Annotated in this window: 22 protein-coding genes; 15 read left to right on the forward strand and 7 right to left on the reverse strand. The window is 62.2% G+C overall.

From position 1 onward, the window contains the following. Positions 1 to 27 precede the first annotated feature (27 nt). Positions 28 to 744 carry a Crp/Fnr family transcriptional regulator gene (locus tag BM116_RS02250; RefSeq protein ID WP_083728462.1) on the forward strand — a complete coding sequence of 239 codons (717 nt, stop codon included), beginning with the start codon at positions 28 to 30 and terminating at the stop codon, positions 742 to 744. Between the two features lie 11 nt (positions 745 to 755). Here the strand turns inward: BM116_RS02250 and BM116_RS02255 are convergent, their stop codons facing one another. Continuing rightward, positions 756 to 1,208 (reverse strand): flavodoxin, encoded by a 453-nt coding sequence (locus BM116_RS02255; RefSeq protein ID WP_083728463.1) that lies wholly within the window; start codon positions 1,206 to 1,208, stop codon positions 756 to 758. A 129-nt stretch (positions 1,209 to 1,337) separates the two neighbouring features. Between BM116_RS02255 and BM116_RS02260 the strand changes: the two genes are divergently transcribed. After that, positions 1,338 to 1,814: a PAS domain-containing protein gene (locus tag BM116_RS02260; RefSeq protein WP_083728464.1), complete on the forward strand. Its 477-nt coding sequence runs from the start codon at positions 1,338 to 1,340 to the stop codon at positions 1,812 to 1,814. Here BM116_RS02260 and BM116_RS02265 read toward each other — a convergent pair. Continuing rightward, positions 1,784 to 2,689, reverse strand: coding sequence for a MerR family transcriptional regulator (locus BM116_RS02265; RefSeq protein ID WP_083728465.1), 906 nt, complete (start codon positions 2,687 to 2,689; stop codon positions 1,784 to 1,786). The genes BM116_RS02260 and BM116_RS02265 overlap by 31 nt on opposite strands. A 150-nt stretch (positions 2,690 to 2,839) precedes the next feature. On the opposite strand from BM116_RS02265, the gene folM reads away from it, so the two are divergent. The 7 genes from folM to BM116_RS02300 all read left to right on the forward strand — a co-directional run bounded on the left by folM (position 2,840) and on the right by BM116_RS02300 (position 7,998). Further along, the gene (gene folM, locus BM116_RS02270) at positions 2,840 to 3,577 is read left to right on the forward strand and encodes a dihydromonapterin reductase (RefSeq protein ID WP_083728466.1); all 738 of its coding nucleotides are present in this window, start codon (positions 2,840 to 2,842) and stop codon (positions 3,575 to 3,577) included. Positions 3,578 to 3,594: 17 nt separating this feature from the next. Continuing rightward, positions 3,595 to 4,158, forward strand: a complete 564-nt coding sequence (folE, locus tag BM116_RS02275) for a GTP cyclohydrolase I FolE (RefSeq protein WP_090474955.1) — start codon at positions 3,595 to 3,597, stop codon at positions 4,156 to 4,158. 2 nt (positions 4,159 to 4,160) lie between these two features. Next, positions 4,161 to 4,535, forward strand: a complete 375-nt coding sequence (gene folX, locus BM116_RS02280; RefSeq protein ID WP_083728468.1) for a dihydroneopterin triphosphate 2'-epimerase — start codon at positions 4,161 to 4,163, stop codon at positions 4,533 to 4,535. A 103-nt stretch (positions 4,536 to 4,638) separates the two neighbouring features. Beyond that, positions 4,639 to 4,941 (forward strand): DUF1244 domain-containing protein, encoded by a 303-nt coding sequence (locus BM116_RS02285; protein ID WP_083728469.1) that lies wholly within the window; start codon positions 4,639 to 4,641, stop codon positions 4,939 to 4,941. Beyond that, entirely contained in the window at positions 4,938 to 5,279 is a 342-nt protein-coding gene (locus BM116_RS02290) for a HopJ type III effector protein (protein ID WP_083728470.1), read from the forward strand. The genes BM116_RS02285 and BM116_RS02290 overlap by 4 nt, the downstream gene beginning before the upstream one ends. A gap of 4 nt (positions 5,280 to 5,283) precedes the next feature. After that, on the forward strand, positions 5,284 to 5,778 hold the full coding sequence (locus tag BM116_RS02295) for an RDD family protein (RefSeq protein WP_083728471.1): 495 nt from the start codon (positions 5,284 to 5,286) through the stop codon (positions 5,776 to 5,778). Between the two features lie 117 nt (positions 5,779 to 5,895). Then, a complete protein-coding gene (locus BM116_RS02300) occupies positions 5,896 to 7,998 on the forward strand; it encodes a hypothetical protein (RefSeq protein WP_139057009.1) in 2,103 nt (700 codons plus the stop codon). A 423-nt stretch (positions 7,999 to 8,421) separates the two neighbouring features. On the opposite strand, the gene BM116_RS02305 is transcribed toward BM116_RS02300, so the two are convergent. The 4 genes from BM116_RS02305 to lptF all read right to left on the reverse strand — a co-directional run bounded on the left by BM116_RS02305 (position 8,422) and on the right by lptF (position 13,534). Then, a complete protein-coding gene (locus BM116_RS02305) occupies positions 8,422 to 9,093 on the reverse strand; it encodes a response regulator transcription factor (RefSeq protein ID WP_083726218.1) in 672 nt (223 codons plus the stop codon). Continuing rightward, on the reverse strand, positions 9,090 to 11,276 hold the full coding sequence (locus BM116_RS02310) for a sensor histidine kinase (protein ID WP_083726216.1): 2,187 nt from the start codon (positions 11,274 to 11,276) through the stop codon (positions 9,090 to 9,092). The genes BM116_RS02305 and BM116_RS02310 overlap by 4 nt, the downstream gene beginning before the upstream one ends. A 106-nt stretch (positions 11,277 to 11,382) precedes the next feature. Beyond that, complete coding sequence (gene lptG, locus BM116_RS02315; RefSeq protein WP_083726214.1) at positions 11,383 to 12,444, reverse strand: LPS export ABC transporter permease LptG; 1,062 nt, start codon at positions 12,442 to 12,444, stop codon at positions 11,383 to 11,385. Then, the gene (gene lptF, locus BM116_RS02320) at positions 12,431 to 13,534 is read right to left on the reverse strand and encodes an LPS export ABC transporter permease LptF (protein WP_083726212.1); all 1,104 of its coding nucleotides are present in this window, start codon (positions 13,532 to 13,534) and stop codon (positions 12,431 to 12,433) included. Before lptF ends, lptG begins: the two co-directional genes overlap by 14 nt. Positions 13,535 to 13,684: 150 nt before the next feature. On the opposite strand from lptF, the gene BM116_RS02325 reads away from it, so the two are divergent. From BM116_RS02325 to yejK, 6 genes are all read left to right on the forward strand, one after another. Then, entirely contained in the window at positions 13,685 to 15,175 is a 1,491-nt protein-coding gene (locus tag BM116_RS02325; RefSeq protein WP_083726210.1) for a leucyl aminopeptidase, read from the forward strand. A gap of 95 nt (positions 15,176 to 15,270) precedes the next feature. Continuing rightward, on the forward strand, positions 15,271 to 15,702 hold the full coding sequence (locus BM116_RS02330; RefSeq protein WP_083726208.1) for a DNA polymerase III subunit chi: 432 nt from the start codon (positions 15,271 to 15,273) through the stop codon (positions 15,700 to 15,702). A gap of 3 nt (positions 15,703 to 15,705) precedes the next feature. Then, entirely contained in the window at positions 15,706 to 16,182 is a 477-nt protein-coding gene (locus BM116_RS02335; protein WP_083726206.1) for a hypothetical protein, read from the forward strand. Positions 16,183 to 16,304: 122 nt separating this feature from the next. Then, positions 16,305 to 19,223: a valine--tRNA ligase gene (locus BM116_RS02340; RefSeq protein WP_083726204.1), complete on the forward strand. Its 2,919-nt coding sequence runs from the start codon at positions 16,305 to 16,307 to the stop codon at positions 19,221 to 19,223. 15 nt (positions 19,224 to 19,238) lie between these two features. Then, a complete protein-coding gene (locus BM116_RS02345) occupies positions 19,239 to 21,065 on the forward strand; it encodes an SLC13 family permease (RefSeq protein WP_083726202.1) in 1,827 nt (608 codons plus the stop codon). 57 nt (positions 21,066 to 21,122) lie between these two features. Further along, complete coding sequence (gene yejK / locus BM116_RS02350) at positions 21,123 to 22,130, forward strand: nucleoid-associated protein YejK (protein WP_083726200.1); 1,008 nt, start codon at positions 21,123 to 21,125, stop codon at positions 22,128 to 22,130. Between the two features lie 43 nt (positions 22,131 to 22,173). On the opposite strand, the gene pelG is transcribed toward yejK, so the two are convergent. Next, the gene (gene pelG, locus BM116_RS02355) at positions 22,174 to 23,544 is read right to left on the reverse strand and encodes an exopolysaccharide Pel transporter PelG (protein WP_083726198.1); all 1,371 of its coding nucleotides are present in this window, start codon (positions 23,542 to 23,544) and stop codon (positions 22,174 to 22,176) included. Positions 23,545 to 23,547 lie beyond the last annotated feature (3 nt).

Raw genomic sequence — 23,547 nt, forward strand, 5'->3', positions numbered from 1 at the left:
ACTGTCAAACAAATTACAGTGTCCGAGATGGGCAACAGCCCGATGTTGGCCAAGCTGCTGCAGAAGAACCGCTGGTTCGGTGAGCTGCCACAGGACGTGCTCGATGAGCTGCTGGCACTGGGCCGCGTGCGCTCACTGCAAGATGGCGAGTTTGTGTACGCCAAGGACGACCAGCCAGACGGCTTGTACGGTGTTATCAGCGGCAGCGCCCGCATCAGCAATATCGGCCAGGATGGGCGCGAGGCGGTCCTGGCGATCCTCAGCCCCGGCAGCTGGTTCGGTGAAATTTCACTCTTTGATGGTCTGCCGCGCTCGCACGATACCGTGGCCAGCGGGCCGACCGAGCTGCTGATGATTCCGCGTACCGGCTTTCACCAGATGCTGGAACGCCGTCCCGAGCTCTACCCGCTGTTCATGCGTCTGTTGTGCCGGCGTATTCGCATCTCCTTTGCCATGCTCGAAGACAGCGCCTTGCTACCCCTGTCCTCACGCCTGGCCAAGCGCCTGCTGATGCATGCACACAACTACGGTCAGACCGACGACGATGGTCGTCGCCCCTGTGTCCAGCTATCGCAGGAGTCACTCGGGCAGATGCTCAACAGCTCCCGCCAGAGCATCAACAAACTGCTGAAACAGCTCGAGGCACTCGGCTGGCTGCAGATTCAGTACGGGCAAATTCTACTGCTCGATGAGGACGCCCTGACCCAGCTGGCCAGCGGCGCCCCGCTACCGCGCGACAGCTGACGTGGCGAGGGTCAGCCGCGCAGGGCGGTAATAAACGCCTGCACCCAGGGCTCGGCGTCGGTGTCTGGCGTCACTGTCTCGCTGGCATCCAGACGCAGCATCGGTTGCGCCTCACGCCCCTGCAACTCCAGCAGCAACTCGCGCATCTGTTCGCCGCCCTGGCAGAAGGTGTCACCGTAGGCAGAGTCGCCCAGCGCGATCACCCCAAAGGGCACGCCGGTAAACAGCGGGAAGCGATCGCGCATGGTGTGAAACAGCGGCGCCAGACTATCCGGCAGCTCGCCCATACCGGTGGTCGAGCAGCACACCAGCAGCGCCTCTGGCGCCAGGGCCAGCAGCGCGTCGAGTTCCAGCGGACGCAGGCGCCTAACCTGCAAACCCGCTGCCTGACACAAGGCTTGCGCCTCGTCTGCAACCAGATCTGCCGTACCAAACACCGACCCACTGATGATCACCAGATGCATGCTTCCCCCCAAACTGTCATTTAACTGGCCGGCCATTATGCCGCAATGCCGGGGGCAAGGTCGCCTGATTGCTGGACAGTGAGCGGGGCTGCTATAGAATGTGGCCAGAATCCATTACGCGGGTGTCGAATGATCAACGCCAAGCTGCTGCAACTCGTCGTCAACGCATCCAACGACGGCATCGTAGTCGCCGAACAGGAAGGCGACGACAACATCCTCATTTACGTCAACCCGGCATTCGAGGCCCTGACCGGCTACTGCGCCGATGAAATCCTCTACCAGGACTGCCGTTTTCTGCAGGCTGACGACCGCGACCAGGAAGCCCTTCAGCAACTGCGCGACGCCATCAAGGCGCACCAGCCGTGCCGGGTAACCCTGCGCAACTACCGCAAGGACGGCAGCCTGTTCTGGAACGAACTGTCAGTCACCCCGGTACTCAACGACGCTGACCAGCTGACGTACTTCATTGGCATTCAAAAGGATGTCACTGCCGAGGTAGAAGCGCGCCAGCGGGCGCTGGCATTGGAAGAAGAGCTGACCGAGCTGCGCAACGCTCAGACCCTGGCACCTAACGCTCAAGCGTCAAAGCGCCCCGCCAGCAGCTGACGAGCCCGATCCATCAGGGCCTGGCCGACCTCGCCAAGTCGAGAAACTCCCAGCGCAGCAAGCTCCTCGTCCTGCAGCGCGCAGCAACTGCCGGCCATGGCGACCGGGCACGCTACACCCTGGTTCAGGCGCGGCAGGGACTGGGTCAGCAGGCGACGGTCCAGCGTCTGATCGCTGAACAGCACTACCGCCGCTGTGGTGCTGTGCTCGACCAGCGGCAACAAGCTGCCCACATCAGGCGCGTCACCGAGCATCAGCAGGTTGACGCCGATCTCGCGCAGCAACACGGCCACCATCAGCATATCCAGCTCGGCCTCACGCCCCTGCAGGTTGATCAGCAGCAAGGTCACGTGCCCCGGCTCCAGATACCCTGCTCGTTGCGCCAGGCGCCCTCGCAGGAAACTGTCGAGCAGCGACGCGGATGCCGACCCGCCACTCTGACGACGGTGCAGTGGCCGCAGCACAGAGACCAGGGCCGTCACCAGCGGCACCTCTGTCATCAGCTGCGCGTAGAGCCGATCCAGCAGCAACGGGTCGCCTTGCAACAGCGCCTGATCCAGACGTTGCTGCCAGACGTCGTAGCGTGAGAAAGCGCCGTCATCCAGCGGCGCCTGGGCCTCGTCCACATCTTCCCGATCCAGGATCCCCGCCACCTTGCTGACTGGGACACCGCGCGCAATCCACTGGGTAACACTGCGCACACGCTCAATGTCCTGCAACGAGTACAGCCGATGTCCGCCGTCGGTACGGTGCGGGACCAGCAAACCATAACGCCGCTCCCAGGCGCGCAGGGTGATCGGGTTCACGCCGGTCAGGCGCGATACCTCGCGAATAGGGTACAGCGTCTGACGCGCCGCTTCAGGAGTCTGGTTCATGATCTGGATCCATAGCAGGCCGTAGCCAACACTAAAAACCTGTACAGTGTACAACAATGTTATACATTAGTGGTCACAGCGGCCGACGCTCGGCGTGCTACCATTGCGCCCTTTTTATTCACAACCGACGATATTTCAGCGACACACAGCATGCAGGCAGTCAGTCAAGGCACATCGCACAGCAACCGGAGCGACACCACCATCGTCATCACCGGCGGTGCACAGCGCGTCGGATTGTACTGTGCCGAGCGCCTGGCCGCAGATGGTTTTCAGGTACTCATTACCTGCCGTCACCTGCGCGACGAATGGCAGCAACAGCCGCTTGCGCCAGGCATCGAACCGATGCTGGCCGATTTTTCGACCGTCGAAGGCATTGAGCAGTTCATCGACGAACTGAAAAGCCGTGCACCCAGGCTGCGCGCGATCATTCACAACGCCTCGCTCTGGCTGGACGACAGCAGCGGCGCCGATGCCCTGCAGCAGATGTTCATGGTGCACATGCAGGCGCCCTACCTGATTAACCAGCAATGCCATGAGCTCTTCCCCGCCGACGCGCCGGCCGACATCATCCACCTCACCGATGATGTCACCCGCAAGGGCAGCGCCAAGCACGTTGGCTACTGCGCCAGCAAGGCCGGCCTGGAGGCGCTGTCGCGCTCCTTCGCCGCGCGCCTGGCACCACAGATCAAGGTCAACGCCATTGCACCTGCGCTGATCATGTTTAACCCCGAGGACGATGCCGACTACCGCCGCCGCGCGCTAGCCAAGTCCGTGCTGGGCATGGAGCCCGGACCGGAAGTCGTCTACCAGTCCATTCGCTACCTGATGGACAACCCCTATATCACCGGAAGCTGCCTGCCATTGAACGGCGGCCGGCACCTCAAGTAAGCCGACGAGATACTGCCATGAGCCTGGAAAACCTCACCAACAACTACCGCGAGATTCTCACCAACCTGGGTGAGCAGCCGCAGCGCGACGGCCTCAAGGGCACACCGGAACGCGCCGCCAAAGCCATGCAGTTTCTCTGCCGCGGCTACACCCAGTCACTGGAAGAGATCGTCAACGGCGCACTGTTCGACTCCGACAATGACGAGATGGTGATCGTCAAGGACATCGAGCTGTACTCCCTCTGTGAGCACCACATGCTGCCGTTTATCGGCAAGGCGCACGTTGCCTACATTCCGACCGGCAAGGTCATCGGCCTGTCCAAGGTGGCGCGCATCGTCGACATGTTTGCCCGTCGCCTGCAGATCCAGGAAAACCTCACCCGCCAGATCGCCGAGGCGATTCAGCAGGTCACCAACGCTGCCGGGGTAGCTGTGGTGATCGAAGCCAAGCACATGTGCATGATGATGCGCGGCGTCGAGAAGCAGAATTCCTCCATGCACAGCTCGGTGATGCTTGGCGCCTTCCGTGAGTCGGTCAACACCCGCCAGGAATTCCTGCAACTGATCAGCCGGAGCAACTGACCATGAGCCAGCTCGCTCCAGGTTTGGCGCGCATCCGTATCAAAGACCTGCGCCTGCGCACCTACATCGGCATCAAGGAAGAGGAAATCCTCAACCAGCAGGACATCCTGATCAACGCCACCATTCTTTACCCGGCGGACGACGCGGTGAGCGTCAACCAGATTGAGCAGGCGCTGAACTACCGCACCATCACCAAAGCGATGATTCGCCATGTCGAAGAAAATCGCTTTGCCCTACTGGAGCGACTGACCCAGGAGTTGCTCGACATCGTCATGCAGCACACCCAGGTCTGCTACGCCGAGGTAGAGGTCGACAAGCCCCATGCCCTGCGCTTTGCCGAGTCGGTTTCCATCACTCTCAGCGCCGCGCGCAACTGAGGCTGATTGACAATACCCGGCAGCCAATTATCCTTGCGCTCAGAGTCGGCGCGCAGCAGCTGCGCGCCATGCCCCGCAACAGACGCATGAAGGAAAGCCGATCATGACCAAGCAGGAGCGTCTCGAACTGGAAGCAGCCGCCTTCCGCAACCTTGTCAGCCACCTGCGCAACCGCAAGGATGTGCAGAACATCGACCTGATGACCCTCGCCGGCTTTTGCCGCAACTGCCTGTCCAAATGGTACAAGGCAGCCGCCGACGACATGGACATCGAGCTGAGCATGGATGAAGCCCGCGAAGCGGTCTACGGCATGCCCTACGCCGAGTGGAAGGCAAAATATCAGACCGAAGCCACCCCGCAGCAGCAAGCCGCCTTTGATAAGGCACAGAAACAGGACAACGCATGACCCCCGAGCAGTTCATCGCCCGCCTGGGCACCCCGCAGCATCTGTTTGCCGACACTCTGGAGTTTATTGACGCCCACTACCAGCACCAGCCCACCGCCTTTGACAACGGCCCGGTGCATAACAGCGCCGAGCAGAATCAGGGCTCGTGCAAGGTGCTGGCAATGTCGCTGGACCTAGGGTTGAGTGATGAGCAGGCGCTGCAGTGCTTTGCCGAACACTACCGCTCGGTACTGGCAACGCCAGAGGGCAGTGATCACGGCAACATCCGCGCGCTGATGCAGGGCGGCCTGGCCAAGGTGAGCTTTGCCGGCACCCCGCTCACCCGTCGTCGGGGCTGAAGCGGTGGCCGTCAAACAGCTGCAACCGATCGGGGACTTCCCTCCTACCGGCATCTTCCGTCGCCTGTTTGCGGCCAGCTATGACCTGTTCCTGTTAATAGCCGCCTGGATGGTTACGACTCTGGCGTACCTGGGCGTGCACATTTTCATCTACGGAGAGCCAACCGCCCATGCTCAGGCAGAGGATCAAGCTTTCGTAGGAAATCCTTCACTAACTCTGATCCTCCTGCTGGTAATGCTTGCCTTCTACACCTGGTTCTGGACCAAGAAAGGCCAGTCCCTCGGCATGCAGGCGTGGCGTATTCGCCTGCAGCAGCCTGACGGGCGAACCATAACCGGACGCCAGGCGCTGATTCGTCTGGCCGTCGCGCAGGCCTCCTGGCTGTGCGCCGGGCTGGGCTTTTTCTGGCAGCTGTGGGATCGCCAGGCGCGCACCTGGCACGACATTGCCTCCGGCACCCAGCTGGTCACCCTGCCAAAAGGCACCTTTAAGGACTGACCACCCCATACCCAAAACAGGGTACTGCCTCAGCCAGTACCCTTTTCAGGGTACGACCCGCGTCAACAGGCCATCCAGAATCCCTTGGGCTACCACGCACATCAAGGGACTACCTGCATGCATACTCCAAGAAAATGGCCACTGGCCCTCGCAATCTCTTCCACCATGACGCTAACTGCCTGTCTGGGAGGCGGTGGCGGCGGAGGTGGTGGCGACAGTGCCGGCGGCGCGGCAACGACTCGCTACAGCCTGACGGTCGGCACACCGGCTACCACCACCGCGCTACCCACCACCGCCCAGGAGCGGATTGCCCAGGCTCTGCTGGACTTTCTGATCACCCCGGCGCTGGCAGACACGTTCGATGACCTGGACCCTGCGACTTTCCGCGTCATCACCATCAACGCCGACGGCAGCCTCGTCGAGCTGGGCGAAGACGAATTCACTGCCGAAGCCGACAGCGATGGCAGCGGCTACATACTTGAGTTGCCCTTCGGCTCGCGCATCAACAGCTATATCGAAATCCCGCTGCCGGCCGGCATCAGCTACACCACGCCGACCACGCGCAGCGACCTGTTCGCCAACCCGCTGACGACCTTTGTCACCCAGCAGATTGCCAGCCGTACCGCCCAGTTCGACGAGCTGAGCCTGGAGGAGGTCGACCAGATTATTGAGATCGTGCTGGAAATGGCCAACGACCCGGTGGTGCAAGCCGAGCTGGAGCAGGCCATCAACAGCAGCGCCAGCACCGAACAGTTGCTGGAGCAGGTCGGCGCCAAGCTGTCGGCAGCAATAGAACAACAGTTCGAGGACAAGGCCGCCCCTGCGCTCGACAGCAGCGCTGCCAACCAGGCATCCGGCGGCTACTACAGCGAGAGCGTGACCGTTGGCGGTTACGCTGACCGTGGCGCGGGCATTCTGCTTGGCGGCAACCGGAGCAGCGCGATTGAGCTGGATATCACCGGCGACACCGGCACGTTCAGCGTACCGGCCGGCACCTTCAAGGAAATGGAAATCGTCGTTGGCCTGGGCGCTTACAGCGGCGCATCGTCCCAGGCATGGATCGACGATGAGGACGATAGCGGCAGCTTCAGGGCCGATGCCCGCGGCATCCTGTTTGCTGAAAGCGAAGACCTCGAGGACTACGAAAAGGACAGTGGTGACGTAGAAGATTGCGAGACGCAAACCGCTGCCTGTACCGACCGCGAATACAGCGGCGCCACCCGTTTCACCGCAGCCGGTCCGGCCAACTCCCCGCTGGATGTCATGGTTGGCTCCCAGTTCTACACCCGAGAGGTGCGCGATGACACCAACACCCCGCAACTCCAGGTGCTTAACCACACCTTGGACGTGATGCTGCGACGTGCCAGCCAGATGCCCACGGTTGACGGTAAATACGGCGTTGTCGAGCTGTTGTTTGAAGCCGGCGACAGCGATTTGGATATCTACGTCTACAACAACCTGCTGGAAATCGATGGCGCACAGGGCAATTACTGCGAGCAGGGTCGCCGCAACCTGGAGATTTATCCGCAGAAAAGAAGATATGAGTTCGATCGCTTCAACTACCAGGCCTGTCAGGGCGATGAGGGATGGGATTGGGATGACCCGAATGTCGGCGAAAGTGGAAGCTTCCCGCTCAGCGTAGCCAGCGACGGCAAGCTGGTGCTGGATGACGAGCTGGAAGGATACGCGTCACCGGATGGCCGCACCCTGCTGCTGGGCGTTGAAGCCACCGAAGTGCTCGACGGCGCGATCGAAGAAAACGATGGGGAGCAACACTTCCGCCAGATGCTGTTGGCCGTCAAAACCGCTAGCACCAACAATCTGGCCAACCGCGAATATCGCTTGATGGCGATCGGCATGTACGCCGAAACAGGCCTGGTCGAGCCAACCCGTCTGAGCGCTGGAAGCCTGCGCTTTGACGCCGAGGGCAACGCTGAAATGAGCGCCGCCTGGCACTGGCAGCAGGTGACAGAGTCCGGCTTCAGCGACTCCAGCCTCAATGAGCAGTTCAACCTGGCGTTCGATACGGACTTCGATGAGGGCACTCTGCAGCTGCAAGCGGTGCAGGACAACAACGACGGTGGCCAACTGACGTTCACCGCCGACGGTTACGTCCAGGAAGGCGAGCGCCTGATCGTGCTCGGCGCCAGCGGCGAGAACTCCGACGGTGGCGACTTCAGCGGCATGATGATCGGGGTGTGTACGAACTGCGACGAGTAATCGCGCCCTCGCACGACCCAGAGCGCCCGGCACCCTGCCGGGCGCTTTGCTATTGGGCGAGCGTCAATAGCCCTCACGCCCTGCCAACACATATCCCCCGGCGCACAGGCGAGTAAAGCAGCCACAGCGACTGGCATACCGTTAGGGAAGCACTGATTAATTCCGCATGCTCTCTGGCGTTCAGTCTGGGCCGCATCCGGCCGGGCTGCAATCAAGGCGTGGTTTCGAAGGCATGTCTGGACCTGTCGAGAAATCACAACGCAGAGTGCGGCCCGGACTGAGCGCCCCGCAGGGCGAGCGCTCAAGCATGCATCTGACTGCGTTTCGCTGCTTGCCAATAGAACCATTATTGGCTGCACGTCGCGCCTTGCATCTACACGCTTGAGCACTCGCAGAGTGCGTGTGGAATTAATCAGTGCTTCCTTAGTTGATCAGCCCCATACGGATGGCTTCCTGCACCGCCTGGGCACGGCTGCTGATGCCCAGCTTGGCGTAGATATTCTTGATGTGCTTGGCGGCCGTGTGATAACTCACGCCCAGCATGTCTGCCGCTTCCGCCGTCTTGTAGCCATTGCCGATCACCAGCAAAAACTCCTGCTCACGCGCACTCAGGCGCTCGACATTGTCCACCTCGGGTAACCCGCGACGGTGCAGCTCGGGTGCAGCGCCCTGCGGCGCCTGCTGAAAGTAGCCCAGCATGCGCTGAGCAATCTGCGGTGATAACGGCGGCACGCCCTTGACGATCCCCAGCAGCGCACTGGCAATCTGCTCCTGCGGGTCTTCCTTCAGCAGGTAGCCGTTGGCCCCCGCCTGCAGCGCAGGAAACAGGTGCATATCGTCGTCGTACATGGTGGCGACCACCAGCTGCGCATCCGGGTGCTGCTGGCGACATTGGCGAATAAAGTCCACTCCTGAGCCGTCCGGCAATTGCAGGTCAACCAGGCACAGCTGCGGCGCTCGCTCATCCAGCGCCTGGCAGGCACTGCGCAACGTGCTGTAGAACTGAACTTCCGCGTCCGGCCAGGCCCGACGCGCTGCATCGGCCAGCCAGCGCTGGGCATCCTTGAGGTCTTCCAGAATCACTATGTTTTTCATGTCTGCTGTCCGCCTCCCAACGGAATCTCACAGCGCATGGCCAGCCCGCCCTCCAGCGGACTCCACCAGACGATCTCCCCTCCGAGCTCTTCACTGCGTTGTCGCATACCACTTAAACCAACCCCGTCACCCTCCAGGCGATCAGCCAGCAAACCACCACCATCGTCCTGGTACTCCAGAATCAGGCGCTCGTCGGCCAGCCTGAGGCGCACATGCACCCTTGAAGCCGCTCCGTGCTTGAAGGTGTTGGAACAGGCCTCACGCAGGATGCGCGACAGGTTACGCTCGATACGCGGGCTCAACAGCCAGCTGCGCGCCGCCGGGTCCAGCTGCATGTCTAGCGCAAGACCAAACAGACGACAACGCTCACGCGCCTCGGCCTGCCATCGCGCATAGCTTTGCTGCAGTTGCACCGCGCCCTTCTGCAACCCCTGAATCACCTCGCGCAACTCGCGCAGACAGTCACGTGCCAGTTGCTGCAGCTCGTCACTGCCCTGCGCCCGATAAACCACAGAGAGCAGACGCGCACCGACATCGTCATGCAGGTCACGCGCGACCCGCTGGCGCTCGCTGATCACCCCGGTTTGATAGGAATGGTGGTACTGCTGGGCATAGCTGAACAGGGTCAATGCCTGCTGACAGAAATCCAGGTCCTTGCGATCAAACAGGCGCCGCCCGCCGGCGGCGTAACTGAGCACCTGCGCCGGCCCCTCGTCGACCGCCGGCACAGCAAGACGCAAGCCGTTGTCCCGGATTTCTGGCTGTCTGACCACCTCGTCGGTCTGTTCGATGCGCAGCGGGTCATATATCTCCTGCAGCGCCTTGCACCACTGCGCCGGGATCGGCCGCTGATACTCGAACGCCTGCTGCAGGATGCGCGGCAGGCGCTGATGCAGAGCGCCACGCGGGTTGTCAGGCGCCAGCCAGAGCAAAAAGCCCTGGCGAATCGGCAAATACACCCAGCCGACCACCGCCAGCGAGACCAGCAGGCCCATGCTGGTTTCCAGGTCCAGCAGCAAAATCAGAAAGGCGTCCAGTACGATGAACAGCACGCCGAAGGCAAACCAGAACCAAGCCAGCAGAATCCAGCGATCCAGGTCGAACAACCTGTAGCGCACGATGCCCAGGGCAATGCCCAGGTAGGTCAGTACAAAAAAGGCCCAGGCATGGGTTTGGTGGGCAACCGAGGGATAACCGATCACCTGCGGAAAGATGACCAGCAACAGGTAACCGAAGGCACCGGCAAACCAGGCGGCCAGCAGCCACTTCAGCCGCGCGCGCGCCACCGGCTCATAACGGGTCCAGCGCCACTGGATACAGGCGAACAGAATGTCCACCGCAAACCACGCCAGCAACGGATAGCGCACCGCCATATCCAGATCGGGGAACCACTGCAGCCAGTTGCCGGCGAGCGTGGCCAGCACCACCGGCACCATCACGCGCTCGATCGGGAAGCGCCCCAACGGCAACGGGTAATACCAGAACAGGGCCGTACCGGTGCCGGCGAACAGCATCGCGCCGGCCTGATTGGCTCGCGAGAGCAGCAGGAACCAGTCTGGTGCCAGCGTCAGCTCCCGTGTGGTGTAGACGGCGCTGGCGATAATTGCCACCGCAATGGCCAGCCCCGCCAGCGCATAAAGCAAAGGGCCCCGCTCGGTCTGCACAAACGCCCAGGCGGCCACGCCCATCAGCAGCACGGCAAGGCCGCAGCCCACCTGATACCAGAACAACAACGGCAATTGAGTCAGGCCCCGCTGGGCCTCGGGCTGCAGGTCAACCCAGCGGGTGACGGAGGGTGCAGCAGCGTCGGCAGACGGCGTCTGTATCTGCAATTGCAGACCGTCGCCATGCAGGATGGCCCAGAGCTGGGCATGACGCTCAAAGAAGCGGTTATAGACGGCGTACTCGCGGGCGTCATCCGGTTCGGCCACGGCATCCCAGGATTCCAGCACCAGTGAGCCGGCACCGCTGCGCACCGCCAGCAGCAGCTCACCTTCGTGCAGCAAGCCTGCGGCCGGCCCATCACTGTCGATACGAACAACACGCACACCCTCGGCCGAGCGCTCAGCGCTGAACCCCAGCCAAGGCTGGTCAGAGGCCACCTGCAGGGCCAGAAAGAACAACAGCAGCGCTATCGCCAGGCCGGCGGACAGCACGCTGAAGGGCGGTGTTTCCTTGAGCATCGGACGGAGCAATCCTGCTTACCTGTCGAACATCAGCAAGGCAAGCATGCCCTAGCAGGGGCGACGGGTCACCCCTTCAAACGGAAAATGCTGGCAAAAAGCCTTATCAGCCGGCGCGACGCATCAGCCAGGCGCCCAGCGCCAGCAACAGACCAATGGGCAGCAGCACCGCGATCAACGGCGAAAAGCCAAACACCAGACTGGACGGGCCCAGCAGATCCTGAACAATCTGGAACACAAAGCCGACCAGCACCCCGGTGAACAGTCGCTGCCCCATGGTGACCGAGCGCAGCGGGCCAAAGATAAAGGACACCGCCACAAACACCAGCACGGCGGTAGCCAGCGGCTGGAAGAGCTTTTTCCAGAAGGCCAGCCAGTAACTCTGGTTGTTCAGGCCCTGCTCTGCCAGGTACTTCTGATAGCGCCAGATACCCGTTAACGGCAGCGCATCGGCCTCCAGCAGCACCACCTGCAGCAGCTCCGGTGACAGGTGCACGTCCCAGCGCTCCTGCAGATTGACGGTCACCGAGCTTTCGCCGGTATCGGCAAAATGCGTCGAGCGCACATCCTCCATCAGCCAATCGTCCTGCTGCACGGCTGCGCGGCTGGCAAAGCTGGCTTCCAGCAGGCGCCGCTGGTCATCAAAGCGGTAGCGGGTAATACCGTAGAGCACACCATTAGGCTGCACCGCATTGATATGCAGAAAGTCATTACCCTCGCGGTGCCACAAGCCCTTGGACTTCAATGCCTCGTCGCTGCCCTCGGCAATCGCCTTGCGGCTTTCCGCCAGGTTGGCGGTATAGGGCGCGACGTACTCGCCAATCGCAACGCCCAGCACCATCAACAGCAACAAGGGCTTCATGACCGCCAGCGTGATCCGCGCGATGGACACGCCCGAGGCGCGCATGATGGTCAGTTCGGAGTTACTGGCCAGCGTGCCCAGCCCAACCAGACAACCGACCAGCGCAGCCAGCGGCAGCAGCTCGTGCACGCGCCCCGGCAGGGACAACAGCGTGTAGACCAGCGCCTGCGCTGGGCCATAGCCGCCGTCGACATCGTCCAGCTCGTTGATATAGGAGAACAGCAGATCCAGGCCCAGGATCACCGCCAGCACCGCCAGAATCCCCAGCAGCACCGCACTGCCAATGTGTCGATCAAGCCGCCGCATGCTGACCTCCCTTGGCCTGACGCGGCGCAAACAGCGCGTCGCGATTGAGTACCACACCAATCAGCAGGAACAGCCCGTGCACCCACCACAGCCCCAGCGCTGGCGGCAGTTTGCCCGACTCAATCCAGCCGCGCGCACTGATCAGCAGCGCCAGATAGGCCATGTACAGCAAAATGGCCGGCAGCAGCTTGAGAAAGCGCCCCTGACGCGGATTGACTCGCGCCAGCGGCACGGCAAAGAAGGCAACAATCGGCACCAGCAGCGGAATCGCGATGCGCCACTGCAGCTCGGCGCGCTCATCCAGCCCGCGCTCACTCAGCAGCTGAGTGGTCGACATAGCCTCGCGATCGCTGACCTCGGTCTGCACTTCCGGCTTGGGCAACAGCACACCGTAGGTGTCGTAAGAAATGGTTCTGAAGGCCGGCGAGCCAGGCTGGCCCTCGTAGCGGAAACCCTGATTCAGCACCAGATAACGGCTGCCGTCCGGGTTCAGCTCCTGGGTACCGGATTCAGCCACCAACACGCCCAGCACGGCATCTTCGCCGTCGCCACGGCGTTCGGTAATAAACACGTCCTGCAACTCGGTGCGGTCTTCAGACAGGCCACCGGCGTAGGTCACCCGCTGACCACTGCCCAGCGCCTGAAAGCGCCCGGCAGCCAGGGTGTCAAACTCGGTCAGCGCATCCTGCTGGTTCAGCAGCTGCTGGGTTTTCAACACGCCACCCGGTGCCACCCAAAAGCTCAAAAGCGCCACCAGCAGAGCAATCAGCAGCGCCGGCCCCTGGGTGTAAGCGATCAACTTGCGGTCGCTCATGCCGGTTGCCGACAGCACCGTCATCTCGCTGTCGAGATACAGCCGCCCGTAGGCCAGCAAAATGCCGAGAAACAGCCCCAGCGGCAGAATCAGCACCATGAACCCCGGCAGCCGGTAGGCCATGATGACAAAGAGTACCGACGCGTCCAGCTGACCAGCAGCGGCCTGCGCCAGGTATTTGATAAAGCGGCCACTCATGATGATCAGCAGCAGCACACCGCTGACCGCAGTCAGCGTCCACAGCACTTCGCGGCTGAGATAACGGAAAACAATCACGAAACAGGTCCTTGGCTCCGGGGTCTTTAAGGGCCGGCGCGAATAGGCCAGAATGCTGGCAGACATGTCTGCCAGCAGCAGCCCGACAGACACCCGCGGGAATTTGCCCGTATTATCAGTCAATCATCTCGATTTGTCTTGGGGAGCACCATGGAGTTCAACGTTAAGCACGGCGCACTGGAAACCATCAAATGCGGCTGGCTGGTCGTCACCGTCAGCGAAGGCAAGACCCTGACCGGCCCGGCCGCCGATCTGGACAAGGCCAGCGGCGGCCAGCTGGCAACCGCTCTGAAGAACGGTGACCTCTCCGGCAAGAGCGGCAGCAGCCTGGCCCTGTTTGCCCTGCCCGGTGTTGCCGCCCAACGTGTTCTGCTGCTCGGTAGCGGCAAGGACGAGCCCCTGAGTGACCGCGCCTGGCGCAAACTGGCGCAACAGGCGCTGAGAACCATCAAGGCAGGCCCGGCTGGCGATGCGGTGTTCGCGCTGTCTGGCACAGTGAAGAGTCGCGACCTGGCCAGCCAGACACGTCTGCTGGTCGAAGCCTGCCACGACGTGCTCTACACCTTTGATCAGTTCAAGAGCAAAAAGGCCGACAAACCCAAACTGAAGAAGCTCTCCCTGTGGAGCGCCGACAAGGCTGACGCCGCCGCGCTAAAGCGCGCCATTGCCGAAGGCAACGCCATCAGCGAAGGCATGGCCCTGACCCGTGACCTGGGCAACCTGCCCGGCAACGTCTGCACACCAACCTACCTTGCCAACCAGGCCAAGGCACTGGCCAAGGCGCACAAAGGGCTGGAAGTCGAAGTGCTCGACGAGAAAGCCATGAAAGCACTCGGCATGGGCGCCCTGCTGGCCGTCAGCGCCGGCAGCGTCGAACCGGCCAAGCTGATCCGCATCAGCTACAACGGCGGCAAAGCCAAGGACAAACCGCACGTGCTGGTCGGCAAGGGCATTACCTTTGACACCGGCGGCATCAGCATCAAGCCGGCGGCCACCATGGACGAAATGAAGTACGACATGTGCGGTGCGGCCACCGTCTTCGGTGTTCTCAAAGCGGCGGTCAGCCTGGAGCTGCCGATCAACCTGGTGGGCCTGATTGCCTCGGCCGAGAACATGCCCAGCGGCACCGCGACCCGCCCCGGCGATATCGTCACCAGCATGTCCGGCCAGACCATCGAAATCCTCAACACCGACGCCGAAGGCCGTCTGGTGCTGTGCGATGCGCTGACCTACGCCGAACGCTTCAAACCGGCCAGCGTGGTCGACATCGCCACCCTGACCGGTGCCTGCATCGTCGCCCTTGGCAGCAATGCCTCCGGCCTGATGGGCAATAACGACGAACTGATCGGTCAACTGCTGGACGCCGGCACCCGCGCCGGTGATCGCGCCTGGCAACTGCCGCTGTTCGAGGAGTATCAGGAGCAGCTCGACAGCCCGTTCGCCGACATGGCCAATATCGGTGGCCCCAAGGCCGGCACCATCACTGCCGGCTGCTTCCTGTCGCGCTACACCAAGGCCTATCCCTGGGCACACCTGGATATCGCCGGCACCGCCTGGATCAGCGGCGGCAAGGACAAAGGCGCCACCGGCCGCCCGGTGCCGCTGCTGATGCAATACCTGCTTGATCAGGCCAAGGCCTGATCAAGCAGCCACAAGCTGCAAGCGACAAGCCTCAAGCCTGACCGGTGCGATGGTTTTAACTTGCAGCTTGCGGCTTGAAGCTTGAAGCTACCCCCATGACCCGCATCGATTTTTACCTGCTTTCCAGTGACCAGCCGCAGACGCGGCTGGCGTATGCCTGTCGGCTCGCGCACAAGGCCTGGCAGAAGGGCCACCGTGTGTACCTGCACTGCGCCTCTGAACAGATGTGTCAGGAGCTGGACGCGCTCTTGTGGTCGTTCCGCCGTGATGCCTTTGTGCCCCATGTCATTTTGGGCGAGGGGCCGGAGGAGGCGGTAAGTTGCGGCAATGGCGAGCAGCCGGGTACCCACGCTGACCTGCTGATCAACCTGTCGGACCAGACGCCGAGTTTTTTCAGCCGCTTTCAGCGACTGGCAGAAATCGTGGTGGAACACGATGGTGTGCGTCTGCCGGCGCGTGAGCGCTTCCGTTTCTACCGGGAGCGGGGCTATCCTCTACATTCCCATCAAATACGGACAGCGGGATGACCCATGAAGCAGCGCGACCCCTCGGAGCCTTCACGACTGCTGGAGGACCTGGAATCCATCCGCACCCTGCTTGATGAGCATCCCGAGCCGGAGATCGGCGACGACGGCCAGCTCGACATTCCCCTGCTGCAGGACGTTATCCTCAACCCTGACGAGCCGCCCTTGAGCGCCGTCGAGCACCCCGCCCCACCGCTGACCAGCGGCATGGCCAACAGATCACCCAATCCGTTTTTGCCCTACGCTTCCCTGGCCAAACTGGCTGAAGAGCGCATGCAGCTGGACCAGATCATGGCCCAGCAGAGCCCCTTCTCCGCAGTGCCCAGCTCAGCACGTGAAGCACGGCTGGAAGCACGCCTTCAGGCCGAGGCACAACTGCTGCTGCAGGAGGTCATCGACGACCTGCTGCCGACCATCGAAGACGAGCTGCGCAAGCGCATGCAGGGCAAGTTGCAGCAACTGGTACGCGAACAGCTGAAATAACCCTCAGCGGGCTGGGCCTCCCCGCCCCGCGACCGCTATAATGGCGGTTTTTCCTGCGCGCTCGACGCCTGCCGCGTCCCAAGCGCCTGCCATTCCTGAATAGCCGGATAGCCAAGACACCCATGGACAAGACTTACCAGCCCCACGCCATTGAAACTTCCTGGTACCAGACCTGGGAGCAGAACAACTACTTTGCCCCCCAGGGCTCGGGCGAGTCCTACACCATTGCCCTGCCGCCGCCGAACGTGACCGGCAGCCTGCACATGGGTCATGGCTTCAACAACGCCATCATGGATGCGCTGATTCGCTTCCGCCGCATGCAGGGCCGCAACACCCTGTGGCAACCGGGCACCGACCACGCCGGTATCGCCACCCAGATGGTGGTCGAGCGTCAGCTGGCCGCACAGGGCGTCAACCGCCACGACCTGGGCCGCGAGAAGTTTCTGGAAAAGGTCTGGGAGTGGAAGGAAGAGTCCGGCGGCAACATTACCCGCCAGATTCGCCGTCTGGGTAGCTCGGTCGACTGGAGCCGCGAGCGCTTCACCATGGATGACGGCCTGTCCGAAGCGGTCAAGGAAGCCTTCGTGCGCCTGCATGAGGACGGCCTGATCTACCGCGGCAAGCGCCTGGTCAACTGGGACCCGAAACTGCACACCGCGATCTCCGACCTGGAAGTAGAAAACCACGACGAGCAGGGCTCACTGTGGAACCTGCGCTACCCGCTGGCCGACGGTGCCACCACCGCCGACGGCAAGACTTACCTGATCGTTGCCACCACCCGTCCGGAAACCATGCTGGGTGACAGCGCGGTTGCCGTGAACCCGGAAGATGAGCGCTATCAGGCGCTGATCGGCAAGTTCGTCGAACTGCCACTGGTGGGCCGCCGTATCCCGATCATCGCCGACGACTACTGCGATCCGGAGTTCGGTACCGGTTGCGTGAAGATGACCCCGGCCCACGACTTCAACGACTATGAAGTCGGCAAGCGCCACAGCCTGCCGCTGATCAACGTGCTGGACAAGAACGCCGCCATACTGGCGCGTGCTCAGGTGTTCAACATCGACGGTAGCGTCAACGACGAGATCGACGCCACCCTGCCGGACGCTTACGCGGGCATGGACCGCTTCGACGCGCGCAAGAAAATCGTCGACGACTTCGACGCCCTTGGCCTGCTTGAGAAGATTGAACCGCACGCCCTCAAGGTGCCCAAAGGTGACCGCTCCGGCGTGGTCATCGAGCCCTGGCTGACCGACCAGTGGTACGTCTCCACCAAGCCGCTGGCCGAGCCGGCGATTGCTGCGGTCGAAGACGGCCGCATCCAGTTCGTGCCCAAGCAGTACGAGAACATGTACTTCAGCTGGATGCGCGACATCCAGGACTGGTGTATCTCCCGTCAGCTGTGGTGGGGTCACCGCATCCCGGCCTGGTACGACGAAGCTGGTAACGTCTACGTTGGTCGCGATGAAGAGGAAGCCTATCGCAAGGCGCTGGAAAGCAACGACCGCGAAGCGGAAGCAGAGCTGCCTACCCTGGACGAACTCAAGAATGCCGCCATCGCCTGCGGCCTGGGTGTGCTGCGCCAGGATGAAGACGTACTGGATACCTGGTTCAGCTCGGGCCTGTGGACCTTCTCTACCCTCGGCTGGCCGGAGCAGACCGAAGCACTGAAGACCTTCCACCCGACCGACGTACTGGTGACCGGCTTCGACATCATCTTCTTCTGGGTCGCGCGCATGATCATGCTGACCATGCACCTGATGAATCATGATGACGGCAGCGCGCAAATCCCGTTCAAGACTGTCTACGTGCATGGTCTGGTACGCGATGGTCAGGGCCAGAAGATGTCCAAGTCCAAGGGTAACGTGCTCGACCCGCTGGACATCATCGACGGCATCGACCTCGAATCGCTGGTGCAGAAACGCACCAGCGGCATGATGCAGCCCAAACTGGCCGCCAAGATCGAAAAGCAGACCCGCGCCGAATTCCCCGATGGCATCGCCGCCTACGGTACCGACGCGCTGCGTTTCACTAACTGCTCGCTGGCCTCCACCGGCCGCGACATCAAGTTCGACATGGGCCGCGTCGAAGGCTATCGCAACTTCTGCAACAAGATCTGGAACGCCGCGCGTTACGTCATGATGCAGTGCGAAGACAAGGACTGTGGAGCGGATGGCGCAGAAGTAGAGCTGACCCTGGCCGACCGCTGGATCATCTCCCAGCTGCAACGCACCGAGGCCGAAGTAACCCGCCAGCTGGATCAGTTCCGCTTTGACCTGGCCTCCAACGCGCTCTACGAGTTCATCTGGAACCAGTACTGCGACTGGTATCTGGAGCTGTCCAAGCCGGTTCTGTGGGACGAAAATGCCCCAGCCGAGCGCCAGCGCGGCACCCGTCGCACCCTGGTGCGCGTACTGGAAACCGCGCTGCGTCTGGCCCATCCGTTCATGCCCTTCATCACCGAAGAAATCTGGCAGCGCATCGCGCCCATGGCCGGCAAGCAGGGTGACACCATCATGCTGCAACCCTGGCCGGTTGCCGCCGAAGACCGCATCGACAGCGCCGCTGAAGGCGACATCGAGTGGCTCAAGGCGCTGATTCTCGGCGTACGTAATATCCGCGGCGAAATGAACGTGGCTCCGGGCAAGGCACTCGACGTGCTGCTGCGCAAGACCACCGCCGAAGACCTGCGCCGCCTGGGCGACAACGAAACCTTCCTGAAGAAACTGGCCAAGCTGGAGTCGATCCGCGTCCTCGGCGACGACGAGGACGCGCCCCTGGCCGCTACCGCGCTGGTCGGTGAGCTGGAAGTGCTGGTACCCATGGCCGGGCTGATCGACAAGACCGCCGAACTGGCGCGTCTGGACAAGGAAATCGGCCGTCTGGAAGGCGAAGTCAAGCGCGTGGGCGGCAAGCTGTCCAACCCGGGCTTTGTCGACAAGGCGCCCGCCGCCGTGATCGACAAGGAACGCGCCAAGCTGGCCGAAGCAGAGAAGGCGCTGGCCCAGCTGAGCGAGCAGCGCGCTCATATCGCCAGCCTGTAAGCGCGGGGCAAGCGCATGGGCGTGGACCTGGGGGTAGTACTCGCACTGCTGCTGGCCAGCGTGCTGCTGTTTATCCTCAACAAGCCACGCATGGATGTGGTTGCCCTGCTGGTCATCCTCGCCCTGCCGCTCAGTGGCATCCTCACCCTGGAGGAAACCCTGAGCGGCTTCAGCGACCCCAGCGTACTGCTGATTGCGGCCCTGTTCGTCATCGGTCAGGGTCTGGTCAGCACCGGCATCGCCTACAAATTTGGCGACTGGATCATCCAGCGCTCCGGTAACAGCGAAACCCGTTTGTTGATCCTGCTGATGCTGACGGTCGCCGGCCTTGGCGCGGTGATGAGTTCCACCGGCGTGGTCGCCATTTTCATTCCCATCGTGCTCAGCATTGCCAACCGTCTGGGCAGCTCGCCCGCGCGCCTGCTGATGCCCATGAGCGTCGCCGGCCTGACCAGCGGCATGCTGACGCTGGTCGCCACCGCGCCCAACATGGTGGTGCACAGTGAACTGGTACGCAGCGGCAATGACGGCTTCGGCTTCTTCAGCATTACCCCGATCGGACTGGCGGTACTGGTTCTGGGCATCGGCTACATGCTGCTGACACGCCGCTGGCTGGAGCGCAAACCAGCCGGCAATCCGGCGCACCCGCGCCAGACACTGGCCAGCCTGGCCGCGCGCTATCGCCTGACCGACCGCGAACGACGCCTGCGCGTGCTGCCCGACTCGCCGCTGGCCAACCAGCCACTCAACGCCCTGGCCCTGCGCTCGGAATACGGCATCAACGTGATTGCGCTGGAGCGCCCGCAACGGCTTCGCACCCTGCTGCTGGTCGCCACCGGCAACAACATGGTGCAGGCCGGAGATATTCTGCTGGTCGATCTGGCCAGCCCGGCCATCGCGCTGGTTGGCGTCTACCAGCAGCTGGGCCTGCAGGCAGGGCCCCTGAGTGACTCCTACTACAACCGCCACGCACACCAGCTGGGGCTGGCCGAGGTGGCGCTGCCACCGGAGTCTGCGCTGCTGGGCAAGACGGTGCAGGGTCTGGGTTTTCGCAGCGAATACCAGCTCAACGTGGTCGGCCTGCGCCGTCAGGGTCAGGCGCTGGATGGCCTGCTGATCGACGAGCGCCTCAAATCCAGCGATACCCTGCTGGTGGCCGGCACCTGGAAAGCCATCAACCGGCTGCACGGCCTGAGCCGCGACGTGCTGTTGCTGAGTGTGCCCGCAGAGGTCGACGAGGTAGCCCCCACCAAACGCAAGGCGCCCTACGCACTGCTCAGTCTCGCGGTGATGATCGCGCTGATGGTCAGCGGCGTGGTGCCGAATCTGCTCGCGGCGCTGATCGGGTGTCTGCTGATGGGGGCGTTTCGCTGCATCGACATGGATAGCGCCTGGCGCTCCATCCACTGGCCCAGCCTGCTGCTGATCGTCGGTATGCTGCCTTTTGCCCTCGCGCTGCAAAAAACCGGCGGCATCGATCTGGCGGTCAATGGCCTGTTGCAGCTGCTGGGAGACGCGGGCCCGCGCGCACTGATCGCCGCGCTATTCGCCCTCACTGCGGTGATCGGCCTGTTTATCTCCAACACTGCCACCGCCGTGCTGATGGCCCCGGTTGCCATCGCCACAGCGCAGGCGCTGGGCGTATCGCCCATGCCCTTTGCCATCACCGTTGCCGTGGCCGCCTCGGCGGCCTTTATGACGCCGGTGTCCTCGCCGGTCAACACACTGGTACTCGCCCCCGGCGGCTACCGTTTCATCGATTTTGTGCGCATCGGCGTGCCGCTGACCCTGCTGGTCATGCTCGCCAGTACGCTGCTGATACCCTTGCTGTTTCCGCTCTAGCGAGTCAGCCTGTGTTAACGTTCGGCCTCTGACGCCGGCAAGCCTGGAACCTCCCTCATGCCCATCGATAACAGCATCGTTCACCAGATTCACAAGAAGCCCGACGGCCAACCGGCCACGCTCACCCTGCGCGAGGCCGAGCTGGCCAGCTCGCAGGCGCTGGAGCAGCTGCTGGCCGGCCTGATCGAGGCGTACAACAGCAAGCCGAACAAGGCCTGGGGCTACTTCCATGAAGAGAGTGGCGCCTACCCCTTCAGCGGCTGGCTGCAGCAGCTGATCGACCAGGAACTGGACTTTGTACGGTTTTCCAGCCAGGCAACCGAGCACCTGAAAACTCTGATGGAAGGCTCCAACCTGGCGCTTGGCGGGCATGTGCTGTACATCCGCTACCGCCAGGGCATGACCGCCTTTCTGGTCATCGCGTTGCTGCACCACACCGAAGGCGTCACCGTGACCGACGAGCTGGATGTGGCCGCCGCCCGCCACCTGGACCTATCCAGCCTGAACATGGCGGCGCGCATCAACCTGACCGAGTGGAAACAAAACGCCAGCGCGAAGAACTACATCTCGTTTATTCGCGGGCGCAGCGGCAAGCGGGTATCGGACTACTTCCGCGACTTTATCGGTTGTGTGGAGGGAGCCAATCCTGAGGAAGAAACCAACACGCTGCTGCAGGCCTTCAGCGACTACGTGGGTGAGGCGTCGCTGGAGCCTGAGCTGGTCAAGGACAAGGCCAAGGCCATGAGCAGCTACGTCAACAGCCAGACCCGTGCTGGTGAGCAGGTGGCACTGGAGGAGTTGTCAGGGGTGCTGGACGAGGAGCATCCGCGCGCCTTCTACGACTACATCCGCAACAAGGATTACGGCCTCAACCCGGAGATGCCGGCTGACAAGCGCGCGATCAACAACTTCCTGCGCTACTACGGCAAAGCCGACGGCCTGTCGATCAGCTTTGAGTCGCACCTGCTTGGCGAGCGCGTGGAATACGACGAGAGCGAAGACGCACTGGTCATCCGCCACCCGCCCAAGGGGCTGGTACAGCAACTGCGCAACAAGCGGCGCTGAGCGCGCGCCACAAATGCAGTGGCCCACACTGAATGCGGGCCGCTCAGTGCTCCAGCATGAAGGTGCTGTATTCCAGCTTCTGCAGTGCGCCGTTCAGGCGCACCAGACCAGCCAGTACACAGACGATCAACGACACGGTAAAGCCGTAGCCGAAGAAGGTCGGCCCGAGATAGAGGGTTACCAGGGTCAGTACCGTGTTCAGCAGTACAAACAGCAGGCACAGTTCCAGGGCGATGCGGCGCTTGTCCAGATAGAAGAACACGTTCAGCAGCGCCATAAACACCACCTGCACGCTCACCCCGATCAAATCCACATAGAACAGCGGCAGGTAGTGCTGGGAAATCCCCAACCGGTCAAGCAGCATGGGCGCACCCAGAAACAGCAGCAGCACGGTCAGCCCTTGCACCTTGCAGATCTCCTGCAGGCCCTGGCGAATCGACAGGGTCATCTCGTTCTTCAGCTGGCGGATGTGCTGCAGCGTCTCGCCCTCGCGCACGGCGCGGAACAGGCGGTCGTACCACTCGGCAAAGTCGGTTTCGATACGCACCAGAAACACGGCCATACCCGGGATGATCGACAGGTAGGCAAGAAAGATCGGCAGGTCATAGATCAGTGAAGCGCGCAGCGGACCGATGACCTGCTCGGAGGTGCCGGGGTTGGCCCAGAACAGGAACTTGTCGATCCAGATGCCCAGGTTGTAGAACAGGCCGGTCAGCAGCAGGCTGACGAACACCTTGCGGCGCTCGAAGAACTCAAAGGCCACCAGGCGCTCGGACGGATACTGGCGCAGCACGTCGAACAGAAAGATGAACAGCAGCAGCGCGTGCCCCACCAGCAACGCCAGCAGCAGCCCCTCCATGCCGACATTACGCAAGAAGAAGGCACTGATGATCATGCCCGCATAGCCCAGCAACATCACCACCAGGATGCGGTTGTAGGCCTTCATGCCGGAAAGAAAGACGATGACCAGCCAGAGATTGCACAGGGTGACGAAGTTGGCCAGCATCAGCACCCGATAGACGAAGGACTGGTCGAACAACACCACCAGCACGAGCGTGCCCAGCAGGCCCGAAAACAGCGTCACTACCAACAAGATACCCAGCAGGTTTGGTGTAATCGCGTCCATTCGCTGCTCAAACAGACGGTCGGAGACAAACCGGGTAAAGAACAATTGCAAGCCGCCGGTGACAATGAGTGAGGTCGCCATCAGATAGGTGACGCTGACCAGAAACTGCCGCACCAGCAGATCCGGCACGACAAAACCGATACTCATGACGCCGATCAGCATCACGCTGATGATCGACAGCACCCAGGGCCCCGAGCTGATCAGCCCGGCGTAGAGATAGGCACGCAGCGTGGCGCTATAGCTGTCCTTGGCGAGAATCCGCCGCAGTTCAAATCCGATACCGGCCATCTG

Origin of the sequence: Halopseudomonas pachastrellae, assembly GCF_900114765.1 — a bacterium.
Lineage (GTDB): Bacteria > Pseudomonadota > Gammaproteobacteria > Pseudomonadales > Pseudomonadaceae > Halopseudomonas > Halopseudomonas pachastrellae.